15 protein-coding genes are annotated in these 14,320 nt (G+C 40.2%); 14 read left to right on the top strand and 1 reads right to left on the bottom strand.

Going from position 1 to position 14,320, the window contains the following annotated elements:
- Positions 1-54: 54 nt before the first annotated feature.
- The 14 genes from K9B36_RS09855 to paaX all read left to right on the top strand — a co-directional run bounded on the left by K9B36_RS09855 (position 55) and on the right by paaX (position 13,336).
- Positions 55-399, top strand: coding sequence for a YojF family protein (locus K9B36_RS09855; protein ID WP_223701883.1), 345 nt, complete (start codon positions 55-57; stop codon positions 397-399).
- A gap of 34 nt (positions 400-433) precedes the next feature.
- A complete protein-coding gene (gene bshB2 / locus K9B36_RS09850; protein ID WP_223701882.1) occupies positions 434-1,099 on the top strand; it encodes a bacillithiol biosynthesis deacetylase BshB2 in 666 nt (221 codons plus the stop codon).
- A gap of 1,434 nt (positions 1,100-2,533) precedes the next feature.
- Positions 2,534-3,850 (top strand): phenylacetate--CoA ligase family protein, encoded by a 1,317-nt coding sequence (locus K9B36_RS09845; RefSeq protein WP_223701881.1) that lies wholly within the window; start codon positions 2,534-2,536, stop codon positions 3,848-3,850.
- An 86-nt stretch (positions 3,851-3,936) separates the two neighbouring features.
- Positions 3,937-4,905, top strand: coding sequence for a 1,2-phenylacetyl-CoA epoxidase subunit PaaA (gene paaA / locus K9B36_RS09840; protein WP_223701880.1), 969 nt, complete (start codon positions 3,937-3,939; stop codon positions 4,903-4,905).
- A 15-nt stretch (positions 4,906-4,920) separates the two neighbouring features.
- On the top strand, positions 4,921-5,268 hold the full coding sequence (paaB, locus tag K9B36_RS09835; protein WP_223701879.1) for a 1,2-phenylacetyl-CoA epoxidase subunit PaaB: 348 nt from the start codon (positions 4,921-4,923) through the stop codon (positions 5,266-5,268).
- Positions 5,265-6,086, top strand: coding sequence for a 1,2-phenylacetyl-CoA epoxidase subunit PaaC (gene paaC / locus K9B36_RS09830; RefSeq protein ID WP_223701878.1), 822 nt, complete (start codon positions 5,265-5,267; stop codon positions 6,084-6,086). The genes paaB and paaC overlap by 4 nt, the downstream gene beginning before the upstream one ends.
- 74 nt (positions 6,087-6,160) lie before the next feature.
- On the top strand, positions 6,161-6,652 hold the full coding sequence (gene paaD / locus K9B36_RS09825) for a 1,2-phenylacetyl-CoA epoxidase subunit PaaD (protein WP_223701877.1): 492 nt from the start codon (positions 6,161-6,163) through the stop codon (positions 6,650-6,652).
- A gap of 140 nt (positions 6,653-6,792) precedes the next feature.
- Positions 6,793-7,101 carry an EthD family reductase gene (locus tag K9B36_RS09820; RefSeq protein WP_223701876.1) on the top strand — a complete coding sequence of 103 codons (309 nt, stop codon included), beginning with the start codon at positions 6,793-6,795 and terminating at the stop codon, positions 7,099-7,101.
- The gene (locus K9B36_RS09815; RefSeq protein ID WP_223701875.1) at positions 7,094-7,873 is read left to right on the top strand and encodes an enoyl-CoA hydratase/isomerase family protein; all 780 of its coding nucleotides are present in this window, start codon (positions 7,094-7,096) and stop codon (positions 7,871-7,873) included. Before K9B36_RS09820 ends, K9B36_RS09815 begins: the two co-directional genes overlap by 8 nt.
- 11 nt (positions 7,874-7,884) lie before the next feature.
- Complete coding sequence (locus K9B36_RS09810) at positions 7,885-8,658, top strand: enoyl-CoA hydratase-related protein (RefSeq protein ID WP_223701874.1); 774 nt, start codon at positions 7,885-7,887, stop codon at positions 8,656-8,658.
- A 25-nt stretch (positions 8,659-8,683) separates the two neighbouring features.
- Entirely contained in the window at positions 8,684-10,201 is a 1,518-nt protein-coding gene (locus tag K9B36_RS09805) for an aldehyde dehydrogenase family protein (protein ID WP_223701873.1), read from the top strand.
- 76 nt (positions 10,202-10,277) lie between these two features.
- Positions 10,278-11,132 (top strand): 3-hydroxyacyl-CoA dehydrogenase, encoded by an 855-nt coding sequence (locus K9B36_RS09800; protein WP_223701872.1) that lies wholly within the window; start codon positions 10,278-10,280, stop codon positions 11,130-11,132.
- A 16-nt stretch (positions 11,133-11,148) separates the two neighbouring features.
- Positions 11,149-12,357 carry an acetyl-CoA C-acyltransferase gene (locus tag K9B36_RS09795; protein WP_223701871.1) on the top strand — a complete coding sequence of 403 codons (1,209 nt, stop codon included), beginning with the start codon at positions 11,149-11,151 and terminating at the stop codon, positions 12,355-12,357.
- A 103-nt stretch (positions 12,358-12,460) separates the two neighbouring features.
- Positions 12,461-13,336: a phenylacetic acid degradation operon negative regulatory protein PaaX gene (gene paaX, locus K9B36_RS09790; protein WP_223701870.1), complete on the top strand. Its 876-nt coding sequence runs from the start codon at positions 12,461-12,463 to the stop codon at positions 13,334-13,336.
- A 413-nt stretch (positions 13,337-13,749) separates the two neighbouring features.
- On the opposite strand, the gene K9B36_RS09785 is transcribed toward paaX, so the two are convergent.
- Positions 13,750-14,262, bottom strand: coding sequence for a gamma carbonic anhydrase family protein (locus tag K9B36_RS09785; RefSeq protein WP_223701869.1), 513 nt, complete (start codon positions 14,260-14,262; stop codon positions 13,750-13,752).
- Between the last annotated feature and the right edge of the window lie 58 nt (positions 14,263-14,320).

Here is a 14,320-nt window from a genome sequence, read left to right as displayed (position 1 = left end):
TAAAATGTAGATAGGAATAATTATAGGTAGGAAAATAAGGTGTAGGAGGAAGACATGAAGCTTATTGATCAAATTAAAGTGCAGGCGCAATTAGATAAGCTTGCCAAAACAGATGTTTATCTACATCTTGAAACAACAAATGGGGCCTATGCCGGTCATCATAATACAGGATTGGCAGTTGGTGCTTTTATAAGAAATGTTCAGTTAAAGTATGAGCACGGAAAGATTAGGGGCGTCAACCCATATCGTATCGGCTTGAAATTGGAGTTCGGCTGGGTATACGCAGAAGGAGTAACGCATTTTGAAATTGATGAAAACGACAGGTTGCTATTAGCAGGTTTAAATCCGGAAGGAAAATTGGCCGTAGCGCTTCAAATAAGTAAAGAACCTTTTAACTAGGCTTCTTTACTCTTGTGAAAAAGGAGAGATTGAAATGCTCGCAGAAAAACATGTGTTAGTGGTATTCCCGCACCCCGATGACGAGGCTTTTAGTTCATCAGGGACGATAAAACTCTTTACCCAAAGTGGGGTTCCTGTTACATATCTTTGTGGAACACTAGGGCAAATGGGCAGGAATTTTGGCAACCCTATGTTTGCAAATCGTGAAACACTACCAGAAGTTAGAGAAAAGGAACTGATAGATGCTTGCAAAGTTATGGGTATTGATGATTTAAGAATGCTAGGGCTGCATGATAAAACGTTAGAATTTGAAGATGAGGAATTTTTAGCAGATATTATCGAGAAAGCCTTGCATGAATTAAAACCAAGTCTTATTTTGACATTCTATCCAAAGCATGGAGTTCATCCAGATCATGATGCAATGAGTAATGCGGTCGCAATTGCTGTATCTCGTCTACCGAAAAGTGATAGGCCAACGATATATGGCAAGGCTATTTTGAAAAATAGTGTCGATCTTATTGGAAAGCCAGACGTCGAAATAGATATCAAATCCGTTGCAGAAGAGAAATTAAAAGCAATAAAAGCCCACAAGTCGCAGACAAGCGGATGGGTAGAACTGATGGAGCAGCAATTAAAAGATAGTTCACCTGAAATTGAGGAATGGTTGTATAGAGAGACTTTTTGGACTTTTGAAGTGTAATAGGAAAAGGTAAGAACTGCTGAGATGACTGATCTTGGCAGTTTTTTTGTTGTTTGGAAATTATAAAACGTTTTAATAGAGGAACGTAAGTACATGAAAAGTGGTAAAAGGTCCGGATGATGTATCAAGAAAGGCAAAGTAAGTACATGAAAAGGAGAGAAGTCGCCGGATGATGTACATTCCCAGGCAAAGTAAGTACATGAAAAGGAGACACCCCGCCGGATGATGTACATTCTCGAGCAAAGTAAGTACATGAAAAGGAGACACCCCGCCGGATGATGTACATTCTCGAGCAAAGTAAGTACAAGAAAAGCTGAGAAATAGTACGATCATGAACATTCACAGGCAAAGTAATTACATTAACAGGGGATCAGGCAACGGATGAAGTACATTCTCGAGCAAAGTAAGTACATGAAAAGGAGACACCCCGCCGGATGATGTACATTCTCGAGCAAAGTAAGTACATGAAAAGGGGGAGAAGTCGTCGGATGATGTACATTCCCAGGCAAAGTAAGTACATGAAAAGCGGAGAAGGCACCGGATGATGTACATTCTCGAGCAAAGTAAGTACATGAAAAGCGGAGAAGGCACCGGATGATGTACATTCTCGAGCAAAGTAAGTACATGAAAAGCGGAGAAGGCACCGGATGATGTACATTCTCGAGCAAAGTAAGTACATGAAAAGCGGAGAAGGCACCGGATGATGTACATTCTCGAGCAAAGTAAGTACATGAAAAGGCGAGAAGTCCGCGGATGATGTACATTCCCGAGCAAAGTAAGTACATGAAAAGCGGAGAAGGCAACGGATGATGTACATTCTCGAGCAAAGTAAGTACATGAAAAGGGGAGAAGGCAACGGATGATGTACATTCCCGAGCAAAGTAAGTACATGAAAAGGAGAGTTAGCGCCGGATGATGTACATTCTCGAGCAAAGTAAGTAAATAAAAAGTGCTGAAGGACCCGGATGATGTATCTTCCAGAGCAAAATAAGTAAATAAAAAGCAAGATACTTGAAGAATGACACCTAACTCGCTAATAACCCAGCTTGGATTTTCTAAGCATTACAAAATAAAATACAATCTATTACTTTTTCTACTAACTTGCTTTTTTTATATCATATGAAACCTAAATACGTATAAGCGACTAAATTTGAAGAGACTGACGGTCTGCCGGGCTTTTTATCTTCTATAATTAAAGAAATTTTCTGATAATATCTTGACTTTTTAGTAGTGGAACGTTATTTTAATTGTGAATATACTATATTACATAAAAATTTTCTGGCGGAGAAATTTCGTTATATTAATTTGATTTTTTTCTAAGTTCAATTAAAACATTTGGCTGATGAATATTGTTCTAAGTTGTTAACTGAGAGAAATGCTAAGGATTATTCTGGAAGCACCACTTAACTTAAAACAAAAAAGGTTGGTGATATTTTGATACTTCATGAGATCGAAACAGCTCCACAGTCTATAATGGAAAAAATTCAATTAGACCGTTTAAAACAGACAGTCAAACATGTTCATCAGAATGTCCCTTTCTATCAAAGGATATTTAAGAAACATCTTATCACTCCTAATGATATTTCCACACTTCAAGACCTTCAGAATCTACCTTTTACCACCAAGCAAGACTTAAGAGACAATTATCCTTATGGACTTTTTGCAGTAAACAGGAAAAGAATAGTTCGACTTCATGCTTCTTCCGGGACAAGTGGCAAGCCGACTGTTGTCGCTTATACAAAAGCAGACATTGATATGTGGAGTGACCTGGTTGCAAGAGCTATCTCGATTGGTGGGGGAAAGCCAGGTGAAATTCTTCATAATGCTTATGGATATGGTCTTTTCACAGGAGGACTCGGGTTACACTATGGGAGTGAGCGGTTAGGAATGATTACAGTACCTGTTTCAGGGGGAAATACTTTTCGACAAGTTCAACTGATTGACGATTTTAAGCCTACTGTTATTTGCGGTACACCTTCTTATGTATTGACTATTATCGAAAAGATGGAGGAGTTGGGTATTATTCCGTCAACCACATCCTTAAAATATGGAATCTTCGGAGCTGAACCATGGTCTGAGAAGATGAGAAGAATCTTGGAAAATAAACTGAATATTAAAGCATGTGATATTTACGGTTTAAGTGAAGTGCTTGGACCGGGAGTAGCACAGGAATGCCATGAGGCACAAGATGGATTGCATATAGCCGAAGATCATTTCCTCGTAGAAGTAATTGATCCCAAAACGAAAAGAAATCTTCCAGAAGGAGAAGATGGAGAACTGGTTTTTACTAGTTTAACTAAAGAGGCTTTACCGATTATTCGGTATCGTACAGGAGATATAGCGTCAATTTGGAAAGAAAAGTGTGTGTGTGGCAGAACGACCATGAAGATGTCACGGATAAAAGGCAGGGTGGATGACATGATCATTATCCGTGGAGTGAATGTTTTTCCATCTGAAATAGAGCATCAAATACTAACAATAGAAGAACTTGCCCCTCATTATCAATTGTTGTTATCAAAGGAAAAGAATCTAGATAGTCTGGAAATTATGGTAGAAATGAAAGAAAAGGAGGTTAATGGAGCAGGTGAGTTATTGATCGAAAAAATGAGAGTCGCACTCGCAAATCAGTTGGAGCAAGTAATAAAAGACAATTGTTTTATAGCTGTTCGTGCAAAGGTAGTGCTGCCCGGTTCTATTCCCCGTTCAGAGGGAAAAGCGGTAAGAATAATAGATAAACGAGTACCAGTATGAAAAATCAGAAATTTCAGAGTTGATTAATATATAACATTATATTATAATGTCGTTAAATAAACGTTATAGAAATAGGAGGCGGTAACATGACAAACGATATTTCGTTTGACCGCTTAACGGAAGAGGAAAAATATGAGCATTTCATCGCTCGCATTAATGCAGATGAAAAGATTGAGGCAGACGATTGGATGCCTGAGGAATATCGAAAAACGCTGATTAAATTAATAAGTATGCATGCAATCAGCGAAATTATGGGAGCGCTTCCAGAGAAAGAGTGGGTTCCAAAAGCTCCTACTTTAAAAAGAAAACTTGGGATTATGGCAAAAGTCCAGGATGAAATGGGTCATGGCCAACTTTTACTCAGAGTTACAGAAGATCTGATGGTACCATATGGCAAGACACGAGAAGATATTATGCAAGATCTTTTTTCAGGAGATTTAAAGTTTCATAATGTCTTTCATATGGAAGCTCCAACTTGGGGAGATGCCGGATTAATTGGATGGCTGGTTGATGGAGCTGCCATCATCTCACAAACCAATATGTTAAGTGCGTCGTACGGACCTTATGCCCGTGCCTTAAAACGAATCTGTGCTGAAGAAGTTTTTCACGCTCAACATGGAGAGGCAATTATTATGGCACTCGCTGAAGGAACAGAAGAGCAGCGAGCGATGATCCAGGATTCCATTAACCGCTGGTGGGAAGCATTGTTAATGTTCTTCGGACCTGCTGATGCCTCTACCACTGGAACATCCAAGCAGGATATAACCATGAAATACAAGATTAGAACAAAAAGCAATGAAGAGCTGCGACAAGATTTCTTTACGAAATATGTGCCTCGAGTACTATCTTTGGGCTTAACTATTCCTGATCAAACCATGCACTATAGTGAACAAGAGCAAAAATGGATTTATCAACAGCCGGACTGGAGCCGGTTTAAAGAAATCATTAAGAATAATGGTCCTAAATCAAAAGAGCGCCTTCGCCTTCGAGTGATAGCACATGAAAACAATGCATGGGTTCGCGAAGCTTTAAGCTCCGATATGAATGCAGGGTAAAAAGGGGGAGCAGGATTGAGCAGTAAGGGATTTTACCAGGAATTCGAAGTGTTTAGCAAGAGAACTCCTACATCTCCAATGCAATATCAATTTAGCTTACTGGCACCAAACGAAGAATTGGCGTTAGTAATGGCTCAGGAAAACTTTATGAGAAGAGAGCCGGTTGTGGATATATGGGTTGTAAAACGCTCGAATATGAGAAAAATGACACAAGAAGAGCGTGAAAGCTTACAAAGACTGGATAACAAAGAATATCGAAACACAAAGGGATATGGGTATTTAAAAAAGAAATGGCGCCACTATGAGCAAGGAATGTTAGATGAAAAAGAGATTATGTCGTGGGGAGGGAAACTAAAGGAATGACGATTACAACCGTTGAAGAGGCAAAAAAAGATAATGAGTATTATAAAGCTTTAACACAGCTGTTGTTTCAGCTTGCCGATGACGATTTTATGATTGCTTTCAGAGGATCTGAATGGCTAGGTCTTGCCCCTCATATTGAAGAAGACGTTGCATTTTCTTCTATTAATCAAGATACAATGGGTCATGCAACGATGTTTTATCAGCTGTTAGAAGACCTCGGATGTGGAGAAGTGGATGCCCTTGCACATGCGAGAAAGGCTGAGAACCGGGTAAATGCCGTTCTTTTAGAAAAAGTGAACGGGCCTGGAACCTACCTATCTGAACCAGAATATGACTGGGCTTTTACAGTAGTTAGACATTATTTCTACACACAAGCTAAGAAAATAAAAATAGAGTCTCTTAAAAACTCATCCTATGAACCTTTAAAACATGTAGCTGTAAAAGTAAATATGGAGCTTTACTATCACCAGCTTCACTGGAAAACGTGGTTTACCCAGTTATGTACAGCAAATACAATCGCGAAAAATAAAATGAAAGCTGCTATAACGTTGGTAATGGAGGACTTCAATGGAGTGTTATCTCTAGGACCAGATGCAGTCCGCATATCAGAATATGGCTTGATTGAATCAGAAGAGTTCATTCGCCAGAGATTTGTCTCTTCTATGACAGATGTTTTTGAAAGTGTGGATTTCAAGTTTCCAGATCAGATGGGAATGAAAAATGGAGATGGAAGAAAAGGGGAGCACACAAAAGATTTGGATGCAGCTCTTCTAACTTTAAGTGAAGTATACAGCAGTAACGTGAATGCAACCTGGTAGAAGGTAATAGAAAAAGAGAAACCGCGTACAATATTGAGGGAGCCCTTTACTCAAAACAAAGGAATGATGAAAACATGCTGGAAAAAGAAATACAACAAAGAGTATGGGAACAACTCCAATCAGTAAAAGACCCCGAAATCGATTCTGTCAGTGTCGTTGAGTTAGGAATGGTAGAAGAGGTTAATGTAACAAAAAATAGTGTAATAGTAAAGATGCTGCCAACCTTTATGGGGTGTCCTGCACTGGATATTATAAAAAGTAATGTAAAAAAAGCGATAGCTAGTCTATCACTCTTTCATAAAATAGAAGTGGAATTTATCTATCAGCCCCCATGGACATCGGATCGGGTTTCTGAAGTAGGCAGAGCAAAACTAAAGGAATTTGGTATTGCGCCACCACCTGTTATGGATGAATCGGGCAAGTGGCATGTTGATTGTCCTTTTTGTGGCTCTACGTATACTACATTGGAGAATATTTTCGGTCCGACAGCCTGTCGCAGCATTTTATACTGCAAAGGGTGCAAAAATCCATTTGAGGCAATGAAACCAGTATCTACTTTAATGTAAGCTCAATTGTAAAGCTCATTTGTTACAAATTACAAAGAAGTAGAACAATGAATATGAAATAGTCTTATGTGAATCTAGTTTTAAAAGCTTAAGAGAAACTATTCTTTTAGGCTTACTACATATAAAAGGAGAGATATTAAATGGTAAAACTAATCGCACTTTACAAGCACCCTGAAAACAAAGAGGCATTTGATCAGTATTATTTTGAAACTCATGGACCAATAACTCAAAAGATTCCTGGTCTTCGCAAAATGGAAGTAACAAAAGTGGTAGGCAGTCCGATGGGTGGGGAAGGAAAATATTATCTAATGTGTGAAATGTACTATGATAGCCATGATGCACTGAAACAGGCTATGAGAACAGATGAAGCTAAAGCATCAGGCAAAGATTTAATGAGCTTTGCCGGTGATCTGGTAACACTGATGATTGGTGAAGAAGTGAATGAATAATAGGTACGAATTAATTGAAGTTTCGACTCAAGGTTCGATTGGGGTCGTTGCATTAAATCGTCCCAAAGTATTAAACGCGATAAACCGTCCGATGGTTGCTGAAATTGTGAGAGCGATAGAGGATTTTGACCGGGATGATAATGTGAAAGTTATTGTTCTTTCAGGGAATGGTAGAGCCTTTGCAGCCGGAGCAGATATTGATGAAATGTCAAATGCAACTGCTATCGAACTGGAACTGTTAAACCAATTTACTGATTGGGATCGCCTTGCATGGGTTAAAAAGCCAATAATAGGTGCAGTCCAAGGCTTTGCACTGGGCGGAGGCTTTGAATTAGCTTTATGCTGTGACATTTTATTCGCAGCACATGACGCTGAATTCGGGTTTCCGGAAATCAGCCTTGGTGTTATGCCAGGAGCTGGGGGTACTCAGAGATTGACAAAATTGATGGGCAAATCAAAAGCAATGGAGTGGCTCCTGACTGGCGAAAGAATGAGTGCAAAAGAAGCTTTGCACTACGGTGTCATCAATCGTGTTGTCTCGAAAGAACTGCTGCAGGAAGAAACGATGAAGTTTGCAAACAAGATAGCTAAACAAGCACCTCTTTCCCTTCGTTTAATAAAAGAGTCAGTTTTAAAGGCAGTAGACTACTCCATCTATGAAGGGATGCAATATGAAAGAAAGAATTTCTATCTTTTATTTGCTTCTAAAGATCAAAAAGAAGGAATGCGGGCGTTTCAAGAGAAACGAAAGCCTAACTTTGAAGGAGAATAGGGGGGAATGCTATGTTTGAAACAATAACCTACTCCATAGAGAATCGTGTAGCGTGGATTACTTTAAACAGACCAAATAATTTAAATGCATTTACAGAACAAATGAACAAAGAAATTCAAAAGGCCATTAAGCAGGCTGGCTTAGATCAGGATGTTAGATCTCTCGTTATAACAGGAGAAGGCAGAGCCTTTTCATCTGGCCAGGATCTTTCAGAAGTGGATGAAAACATGGACCATGGAGAGGTACTCAGAAACCGTTATGGTCCGATGATGAAAGAGCTTGCACGTTTCGAAAAACCAGTAATAGCAGCCGTTAATGGTGTAGCAGCAGGGGCTGGTTTCAGTCTCGCGCTAGCGTGTGACTTTCGTCTCGTCTCTGAAAAAGCTAGTTTTGTTCAAGCTTTTATCCACGTAGGGTTAATACCGGACTCCGGAAATCTGTATTTTCTTCCAAAATTAATAGGAACCGCAAAAGCATTAGAGATTGCTATTCTGGGAGAAAAAATTCGTCCCCAGGAAGCAAAGGAACTGGGTCTTGCAACAAAAGTTATCAGTCAGGAAAATTGGGACCAAGAAGTAAGAGAATTCGCAGAAAGATTAGCTAGCATGCCTACTAAAGCGGTTGGACTGATTAAACGTTCTATAAAGGCAAGCTGGGAAATGGATTATGACGAATACCTCGAGCAAGAAGCAAATGGCCAAAGAATTGCAGGTCTAACTGCTGATCATAAAGAAGGTGTAACTTCGTTTATCGAGAAGCGCAAAGCAGTCTTTGAAGGAAAATAATTTTTGGAAAAGGGGATGAAAGAAGATGGGAACAGTGAAAGAGGCAAAATTAGAACAGCTTGAAATGAAGCGTGAAGCATATCAGCTAATTATTAATGGGCAAAGAATGGATAGCAGCAGCGGCGAAACATTCACAACCTATAATCCTGCTACAGGTGAACCCGTTGCAACGATTGCTAAAGCATCAAAAGAAGATGCAGAAAAAGCAGTCGAAGCAGCGCGTCATGCATTCGATAAAGGTAAATGGAAGCTATTCCCTTTAAATAAACGTGCAAGAACATTGAATAAAATCGCTTCTATTATGCGGTCAAGATTCAATGAGCTAGTAGAATTGGAGATTCTTGATACAGGGAAGTCTCTTTCTGCAGCTCAAGGTCAAGTTATGCAAGCTATCGAGGACTTTGAATTTTACGCAGGCGCTATTGTTGGTCACCGTGGAGCGGTCAACAATGTACCAGGTCAATTTCAGAACATTACTGAAAAAGAACCTGTAGGTGTTTGTGCACAAATTATCCCATGGAACTATCCTTTAATGATGGCAGCATGGAAAGTGGCTCCTGCTATAGCGGTAGGTTGTTCGGTAGTGGTGAAGCCAGCAACACTAACACCTCTTACAGCCATCGTCCTAGGTGAAATATGTATCGAAGCAGGGGTTCCTGAAGGAGTTGTCAATGTTATTCCGGGAGCTGGCTCGGAGGTAGGAAACTATTTAGTTGAGCATCCTAATGTGGATAAAGTAGCATTCACAGGATCCACCCCTATTGGGAAAGATATTATGGCAAAAGCATCTCAAACGCTTAAGCGAGTAACTCTTGAACTTGGTGGCAAATCTCCGAGTCTAGTATTTAACGATGCCGATATCGATGCGGCGGTAGACGGTTCTTTATTTGGTATTTTCTATAACACAGGGCAGTCTTGTGAAGCACGTTCTCGTTTATATGTTCACGAGGATATCTATGAATCTTTCATGGAGAAATTTGTGGAAAAAGCGAAAAAGCTTTCTCTTGGTAATCCTTTTGCAAAGGAAACCCATATCGGAGCGATTATTAATAAAGGGCAACTAGATGTCATCGATGGATACGTGCAATCTGCAAAAGAAGAAGGAGCTACCATCGCTCTTGGTGGAAAGGTTGCTAATGTGGAAGGGTACGAAAACGGCTTTTGGTATGAACCAACTATCATTACAGGTGTTAACCATGACATGAAAGTCGTTAAAGAAGAAATCTTTGGACCAGTGGTTGTTGTGATGCCGTTCAGTGATGAGAAAGAAGCTATCAGACTGGCAAATGATAGTGAATATGGTTTAGGTTCCGCTATCTGGACAACAGATTATGCTCGCGCAACAAGGGTATCAAAGCAAATTCAAGCAGGTATTGTGATGGTCAATTGCCCGTTCTCAGCATTCCCTGGAACACCTTTTGGTGGCTATAAGCAATCAGGTTTCGGTCGTGAACTTTGTATTGAGACATTGGATCTTTACACAGAAACGAAGAGTATTGTTTCCTATTTTGGCAATCGTCCATTAAATCCATTTGGTGTGTGAGTATAAAATCGAAAAGCAAAGGGTAGAGCTCCCTTTGCTTTTTTTTACAATGGAACTAAGGAGAGGCGTGAACAAGATGAAGAATATTGTTGTAATTGGATCAGGGGTTATGGGAAGAGGTATTGCGTATGTAAGTGCACTTGGCGGCTTTTCCACAACAGTGGTAGATGTGAAAGAAGAACAATTAGACAGTGCCAGAAAAGAAGTACAACTTATTGTTAACAAGGGGCTGGAAAAAGGGAAGATATCGGAAACCACCGCTTCTCTAATTAAAGAAAACCTTTACTATTCTATTAACTTAGAAGAGGTAGTTAAAGATGCGGATCTTATCATTGAAGCGGTACCTGAAAATATCGACATTAAAAAATCTGTATTTGAGCGGATAGACCGTCTTTCTCCTTCTCATTGTCTATTTGCTTCCAATACATCTACTATGAGCCCAACTGAAATAGGAAGTTTCACCTCTCGTCCTGATAAAGTAATTGCAATGCATTTCTTTAACCCTGTACATAAAATGAAGCTGGTAGAAATCGTTAGAGGCTTAGAGACAAGTGATGAAACGGCAAATAGTATCCGGTCGATTTCGGAAAAAATGGGCAAAGAAACGGTTGTAGTCAATGAATTTCCCGGTTTTGTTACAAGTAGAATCAGCGCTCTGGTAGGAAATGAAGCATTTTATATGCTTCAGGAAGGTGTTGGAACACCTGAGGAAATTGATAAAGCGATAAAGCTTGGTTTGAATTATCCGATGGGTCCCTTTGAACTGGGTGATCTTGTAGGACTTGATACACGCTTAAATAATTTAAAATATCTTCATGAAAAGCTTGGAGAGAAATACCGTCCTGCTCCACTTTTGGAGAAATATGTGAAGGCGGGAAGGCTTGGCAGAAAAAGTGGAAAAGGCGTTTATGATTATACGGTAAGCGAATAGAAAGAAGGTGGAGCTTTTGAGAGAAGTAGTAATAGTAGATGCATGCCGGACACCGATTGGTAGATATAAAGGAGCTTTAAAATCAATCCGTCCTGATGATCTTGGAGCCATAGTTATTAAAGCGCTAATCAAAAGAAACCCGGCTGTCCTTCCTCAAGAGATTGAAGAAGTCGTTTTCGGCAATGCTAATCAGGCAGGTGAAGATAATCGCAATGTGGCAAGAATGTCTGGACTATTGGCTGGGTTGCCTGTGGAAGTAGGAGGAACTACGATAAACCGCTTATGTGGTTCTGGGCTGGATGCAGTTAATTTTGCAGCAAGAGCCATTATTGCAGGTGAAGGCGATATTTTCATTGCAGGGGGCACAGAAAGCATGACAAGAGCTCCTTTTGTCATGGGAAAACCAGAGATAGAATACCCTCGTGGAAACATGGAGCTGATCGATACCACGATTGGGTGGAGGTTTGTTAACAAAAAGCTGGAAAAACAATTTGGCGTTGATACAATGCCTCAAACGGCAGAGAATGTCGCAAAAGAATTTAATATTACTCGAGCAGATCAAGATTTATTTGCCTATAATAGCCAGCAAAAGGCTCAAAAAGCAATCCAATCGAATCGCTTTGCGGAGGAATTAATACCTGTCATTTATCACGACCGAAAAGGAAATGAAATTGTGGTAGATCGAGATGAGCATCCGCGACCCGAGACTACTCTAGAAAAATTAGAAAGTCTTCGCCCGCTCTTTCACGATGGATCGGTTACAGCAGGTAACGCATCTGGCGTAAACGATGGAGCATCTGCGCTTCTATTAATGAGTGCTGAAAAAGCACAAGAATTAAACTTAACACCGCTGGCAAGGTATGTGACTTCCGCATCAGCTGGACTCACCCCGTCCATTATGGGAATTGGACCGATTTTCGCAACACGAAAAGCGCTTCAAAGAGCAAAGTTATCGGTAGAAGACTTGGACCTGATCGAACTAAATGAAGCCTTTGCTTCTCAATCAATAGAATGCATCCGTCAGCTTAGATTAGACCCTGATATTGTAAATGTAAATGGCGGGGCAATTGCCTTTGGTCATCCTCTGGGTGCAAGTGGAGCTAGAATTCTAACCACCCTGGTACATGAAATGAACAAAAGAGAACTTCGGTTTGGACTTGCAACGATGTGCGTAGGAGTTGGGCAAGGAGTTGCGACCATTGTTGAACGTTTTGAAAAACCATAGGGAAGCTCTCTATGGTTTTTTTGTTTCCTATAACGCGTTAATCTGATAAAATGAAAAAAGTGTAATAAGAAGAGATTTTTCAGATAGAAAGAGGATGTAGGCAATGAACACAAGGTCGATGATTTTCACCATATATGGCGACTATATAAGGCACTACGGCAATAAAATATGGATTGGAAGCTTAATCCGCCTGCTAAAAGAGTTTGGTCATAATGACCAAGCAGTCCGAGCGGCTATTTCGCGAATGAATAAACAAGGCTGGGTGCAGGCTGAGAAAAAGGGAAATAAAAGTTATTATTTTCTTACGGAGCAAGGTGTAAAAAGAATCGAAGAAGCAGCAAAGCGGATTTTCAAGTTAAAGTCAGATAGCTGGGACGGACAATGGCGTATTCTTATGTATTCTATTCCAGAAGAAATTCGCAGTGTGCGGGATGAGCTTAGAAAAGAGCTGGTATGGAGTGGCTTTGGGACACTCTCCAATAGCTGTTGGATTTCTCCAAATGCATTGGAGAAACAGGTTCAAGATCTTATAGCCAAGTATAGAATAGAAGAATATGTTGACTTTTTCGTTTCCGATTACAAAGGCCCGCATGAAAATAATAGACTTGTAGTTAAAAGCTGGGATCTTCAAGAAATCAACGGAAAGTATCAGGAATTTATACAGGTGTACAGTCAAAAATACACGATTGATAAAAGCAAGCTTCAAAAAGGGCAAATGACAGATGCAGAATGCTTTGTAGAAAGAACGAAGCTTGTGCATGAGTATAGGAAGTTTCTTTTCGTAGATCCTGGTCTTCCTGAGGAATTGTTACCGGAGATGTGGCTTGGAGGGCATGCAGCTTCTTTATTCAGTGATTACTATAAAGAGCTGGCAGAACCTGCTTCCCGCTTTTTTGAGGGAGTATTTGAAGATGGAAATGAGCTGAGCTTTAAAGATAAAAAGTATGATGTGATGGATCATCCATATATGTTGGAATAATGTGGAGAGCTTTTAGCTAATTGAAAAAGAAGAGAGGGATTGTGATAGAACCTTTTCTCTTCTTTTTATTTTGATTTAGCCCATATGTTTACTTCTGTATTTCTGCTATAGGCGAAGTGAACTGCGGGGAGGGTGAGTTAAGTTTTAAAGGACTATACACCGCTGTTGATTTCCGCAAAAGGCTACGCTTTCTGCTGGGCGGTGCTGGAGCCTCCTCGGCTAGGCCTGCGGGGTCTCCAGCCTACCGCGGCCGGACGCGGAGTCTACGCCTTTTGCTCCAATCATCAGCTGGGGAAGTACTATTATCAAATCTAATCTTCTAACTCCCGCAGAAGTTTGCGGCGCTGCATTAACTATTAGAAGATCTGACATTCAATAAAAAACCTTTTCCAAGATAAATGGTTTAAAACAGGTTAAGTTAATTCCGCTTTATATTCTTTTCCTTTTTGTACATAGGTGTCAATGGATAATTGGATAAGCTCGACATCTTTGTCTGTTATTTCACGGATTACTTTTCCTGGCGATCCTACGACAAGGGAACGGGGAGGGATCTTTTTCCCGGAAGGTATTAATGTGTTGGCGCCGATGATACTTTCTTCCCCAATTTCTGCTCCATCCAATATGGTAGCTCCCATTCCGATGATACAACGTTTTTTTATGGTACAACCATGAAGGATTGCGTTATGCCCAACGGTTACCTCGTCTTCGATAGTAAGAGGAAAGCCTTCATATAAGTGACCTGTAACATTATCTTGGATACTGCATCTTTTACCAATATGTATGGGCCCTTCATCTCCTCTAAGCACGGCGTTGAACCAAACAGTTGATTCTTCCTCCACCGTTACATCCCCAATTAGATGAGCCCCTGGTGCAATATAAACGGAATCGTCCACTTTTGGTGCTTTTCCACCATAGCGATATAGCATATAAAATTTCCCCTTTCTAACTAATAATTTTAACAGTGAACCTTTTCTTGATGTTGTC

The sequence above is a fragment of the Sutcliffiella deserti genome, from assembly GCF_020037475.1.
Lineage (GTDB): Bacteria > Bacillota > Bacilli > Bacillales > Bacillaceae_I > Sutcliffiella_A > Sutcliffiella_A deserti.
This window is presented reverse-complemented; position numbering and strand designations above follow the sequence as displayed.

Bases quoted from the DNA above. Each gene is read 5' to 3' on its own strand.
- K9B36_RS09855 (WP_223701883.1), top strand. From the start codon at position 55: ATGAAGCTTATTGATCAAATTAAAGTGCAGGCGCAATTAGATAAGCTT.
- bshB2 (WP_223701882.1), top strand. From the start codon at position 434: ATGCTCGCAGAAAAACATGTGTTAGTGGTATTCCCGCACCCCGATGAC.
- paaA (WP_223701880.1), top strand. From the start codon at position 3,937: ATGACAAACGATATTTCGTTTGACCGCTTAACGGAAGAGGAAAAATAT.
- paaC (WP_223701878.1), top strand. From the start codon at position 5,265: ATGACGATTACAACCGTTGAAGAGGCAAAAAAAGATAATGAGTATTAT.
- paaD (WP_223701877.1), top strand. From the start codon at position 6,161: ATGCTGGAAAAAGAAATACAACAAAGAGTATGGGAACAACTCCAATCA.
- K9B36_RS09820 (WP_223701876.1), top strand. From the start codon at position 6,793: ATGGTAAAACTAATCGCACTTTACAAGCACCCTGAAAACAAAGAGGCA.
- K9B36_RS09815 (WP_223701875.1), top strand. From the start codon at position 7,094: ATGAATAATAGGTACGAATTAATTGAAGTTTCGACTCAAGGTTCGATT.
- K9B36_RS09810 (WP_223701874.1), top strand. From the start codon at position 7,885: ATGTTTGAAACAATAACCTACTCCATAGAGAATCGTGTAGCGTGGATT.
- K9B36_RS09805 (WP_223701873.1), top strand. From the start codon at position 8,684: ATGGGAACAGTGAAAGAGGCAAAATTAGAACAGCTTGAAATGAAGCGT.
- K9B36_RS09800 (WP_223701872.1), top strand. From the start codon at position 10,278: ATGAAGAATATTGTTGTAATTGGATCAGGGGTTATGGGAAGAGGTATT.
- paaX (WP_223701870.1), top strand. From the start codon at position 12,461: ATGAACACAAGGTCGATGATTTTCACCATATATGGCGACTATATAAGG.
- K9B36_RS09785 (WP_223701869.1), bottom strand. From the start codon at position 14,262: ATGCTATATCGCTATGGTGGAAAAGCACCAAAAGTGGACGATTCCGTT.